Origin of the sequence: Streptomyces sp. NPDC059142, assembly GCF_042755665.1 — a bacterium.
Classification (GTDB): Bacteria; Actinomycetota; Actinomycetes; order Streptomycetales; family Streptomycetaceae; genus Streptomyces.
On the sequence record NZ_JBHZDA010000180.1, the window covers coordinates 660 to 4195 of the forward strand.

3 protein-coding genes are annotated in these 3536 nt (G+C 68.7%); all 3 read right to left on the reverse strand.

Annotated features, from left to right (window positions below):
• Positions 1 to 160: 160 nt before the first annotated feature.
• Positions 161 to 1015 (reverse strand): hypothetical protein, encoded by an 855-nt coding sequence (locus ACFXPK_RS32280; RefSeq protein ID WP_385080705.1) that lies wholly within the window; start codon positions 1013 to 1015, stop codon positions 161 to 163.
• A gap of 124 nt (positions 1016 to 1139) precedes the next feature.
• Positions 1140 to 1499, reverse strand: a complete 360-nt coding sequence (locus ACFXPK_RS32285; RefSeq protein ID WP_385080707.1) for a hypothetical protein — start codon at positions 1497 to 1499, stop codon at positions 1140 to 1142.
• A gap of 60 nt (positions 1500 to 1559) precedes the next feature.
• A complete protein-coding gene (locus ACFXPK_RS32290; protein ID WP_385080708.1) occupies positions 1560 to 2192 on the reverse strand; it encodes a hypothetical protein in 633 nt (210 codons plus the stop codon).
• Positions 2193 to 3536 lie beyond the last annotated feature (1344 nt).

The following is a 3536-nucleotide window of genomic DNA, read 5'->3' on the forward strand; positions in this document are numbered from 1 at the left end:
GCTCTGTCTGTGTTGGGGGTCTTGGGGTGGGGTGGCGTGTGGGGGGTCGTGGGGGGTGCGGGGGCCCGCGGGGGCGGGCGCCCCGCGCGGGGGGGTGTCGGTCGGGGGGTTGCCCTCCCCCTCTCGACACCATTAATTAAACCATGTTCTAGGGTGTGGGTCAACCGGCCACGGCAAGTTCGCGGCGGCGCTCGGCGGCGGCCCGGACTGCGCTCGCGATGGCGCGGCCGGTCTCGATGGCCCGTACGGCGGACTCGTGAACTGGGGGCTTCTTGCCGTCGGTGATGATGCTCGCTAGCGGCGGCATGACGGCGGGTCCGGGAGCGATTCCGAGGATGAGCGCGGCGACGTGGGCGGCGGACGCAACTTCCGCTTCGCGCTGCCCGTACACGGGTGCGTCAAGTTCGCTGATGCACTGAAGCGCGGAGTTGTAGAGGTGGAGGCGGACGGCGTAGTCGCACTCCCCGTCGACGTCGGGCACGCTGTCGGCTCCGGAGACGGCGGCCCAGACCTCTTCGACGGTGAACCGCGCGGGCGCGGGCGGCTCGTAGTCGTCGCCGCCGGTCTGGCTGATGTCGAAAACCGGTCCGGCCTTAAAGCCGGACACCTTGCGCGCTTCACTCCCGGCGGTCTCGTCGGCGGTCTCCCGCTGCCCGCCGTCGGCGACTGCGGCCGTGGCCTCCTGGCCCGCCTCGGGCCTCCGCTTGATCGGCGTCCAGATACGGAGCGAGGTGGAGCCCTTGGCCGGGAAGCGTCCGACCTTCCGCCAGTCGCCGGAGCTGAGTATGTGGGTGGCGTTGGGGTGCTGGGCGGCGACGGCAATGCAGTTGGTGGGGCTGCGGTCGTCGCGGTCCGTATGGGTGAGGTTCGCGGCCGTGCGCATAACGGCGGCCCAGAAGTCTTCGCTGCTGACCATCGCCCCGTACGCACGATCCATCACAGATTCAAGCTCCCCGCGCATCTTGGCGGAGTAGGCCCGGCGCTCTTCGTCGGTCATCTTCGGCTTACGGGGCATGTCGCGGTCCTCCTGGTGAGATGAGCGTCCGGGGCCGGCTGGCCCTCGGGGTGTCGGTCGGGGGGTTGCCCTCCCCCTTCCGGAACCATTAATTAAACCATGTTTTAAGGTGATCGGCAACCCCCTAAATCCAGTACAACCCTGCTTCGTTGCTCACGGCGCGGTATGCGGCTATGACCTCGTCCTCTATTCGTGTCCAGCGGTCAAGGATATCGGGGGCGGTCTTCTTGTCGCTGGCCGCGCGCGTGGCCCTGCGCCATTCGATGGCGATTTTGAGCGTGCGGAGTTGGGAGCGGGTGAGTTCCCATCGGCCGGAATCCGGAAGTTCATTGCCGTAGGCCATCCCGACGGCGTTGTTGATGTGCTCGGTGCCGGACCACACATTGTGTGTGGACTGGAGCGCAAGGGCGCGCTTGAGGGTGCACCGGAGGTGCGGGGCCTGCACGATCCATTGCGGTTCGATGACGAATATGTCGGCGCTCATCCTGGGCCTTTCTGGGGAGGGCGGCGCGCTGGGTCGCGCGCCGCCGTAACGCGCGGGGAGTTAGAGGGTGTATCCGTCGACGTATTCGCCGCGCTCCCCCTCGGGGGTCTGGACGTGGGGAAGGAATCGGCTGACTGCGAATACGACGGCGTCGGCGATGATTCGGGGTGCGTCGTTGAGTACGAGACTCACGGTGTCGCCGTCGAGTCCGATACGGACTTCGCCCGGTTCAAGGCTCACGTAGACATGGGCGGTTGTGCCGTCGATTCGGGTTCGCGCTCCGGGGAGTCGGGCGGAGAGATCGCGGGCGGCTTCCTCGACGCCCCGGCGCATTACGGCCTGCGCGCGGTTGTATTCCTTCACGCGCTCGTGAACGTCACGGTGTACGGGGATGAGATCGGCGGCGATCTGGGCCGCGATGTCCGCCGGGTCCTCGGTCATGGCCACTCGGACCGTGTCGCGCTCGCCCCTGCGGAATCCGTAGTCGGTGGCGGGGAACGCGCCCCGGATGTGCAGGTGTCCGGGGGCATCGAACCGCTCGGAGAGGTGGAGCTGTCGGCCGTCCAGGTGCGTGAACGTGGCGGCGTGGTCCAGCTCCTGGAGGCCGTGGCGCGCGGGCTGCGGTCGCCAGTTCCCGCCGAGTTCGAGGGCGATCGGGTGGGACAGCTCTGCGACGGTGAGAGGCGTGTTCATCGTCCGTCTCCTGGTGAGAGTGGGTGTCGGCGGCCGGTCGGCCCGCCGTTCGCCGGCCGGGGGTTGCCCTCCCCTTCCGACATCACTAATTAAACCATGTTCCGGGAGGTGATGCAACCCGGATAAGGGCTCTGACCTGCTCTTTTCTTTCCATCATCGACCCGCACCCGCCCGGCCGGGCCGCGCCCACCACGGGCCTGGGCGGGGTTCCCTCCTCGGTCGGACAGCTCCGCCGTATCAGGGTTCCGGGCGCGGTGTCCTGGCTCGCGTAGCGACCGCGCAGCGGCTTGGCCTGGACGCCGTGTCCGGGTTCCTGGTACGCCCCTTGGGGTGGCCGGCCGAGGAGGGAACCCCGCCTTCACCACCCGCACCACGACGGCGCGGCACCCGACCGACCAGCCCCCACCCCCTCCGAGGAGGACCCGCCGGAGGCAGCTTGTTCCTCCCCGCCGGCACCCAACGAATCCGCGGGCATCGGCTCCGGGGATCAGGAGGCGGTTCGACCTGGCCGCCCACCATGCAGAGCAGCCCAGCCCGCGGAACGCTGACCTTGCCAGTGAGGGTGGAACACCACGGTCGCCGACAGGTGAATCAGCCTTCTGCGGAGCGTGGTGGACGGGTGCGCGGCGAGCTGCCGGTAGGTGGCGTGCCAGTCGTCTTGGGCACGGTCGAGATCAGGAGGAGTCGTCCGTCGCATGGCCCTAATTCCATCATGTGTTCGATTTTGCGGGCACGTCGATCTTGGTGAGTGTCCGGGAGGTCGATGACCTCTCGCAGCGAAGATTGAGCAATGTCAGCGAAGTTTGAGTGATGTGAGTCACGTCGCGCGCGCAGGAGTAGCCGGGAATGAGAAGACAGCGGCACCTGGCGACCGGTGCAACCGCCGGAGTCATCCGTTCGGGTTGTGCACGGAGTGGCGGGCCAGGGTGGACATGCGCCTTGGGCAAGGATCGCGGTCATGGCGTGCGCACGGGCACGTGCTCGGGGGCGCGGCGTTCATGCCGCTCTGGCAGAAGGAGATCTTCCATGCGCGTTTCCCTGCGGAAGGCCGTGGCCCTGGCCGCCGCCGCGTTCGCCCTGGCAGGCGGCAGCTCTGGTGCTGCCCACGCGGCGCAGTCCCACACCCCACACATGTCAGCCGCAACACCGACTGCCGCGGCTGACAACGGCGACGGCGACAGTGACGGCGGCATCCTCGACGGCATCGCCGACATCGCCAACGGCGCCGTCGGGGGGGCGGGGGGCGCCCCCCCCGCGCCCCCCGGGGGGTGTGTTTATGGGCCCCCCGGCCCGGGGGCGCCGACCCAGATGGGTTGTCAGCGGAGTTGTACCAACGCGGGGGCC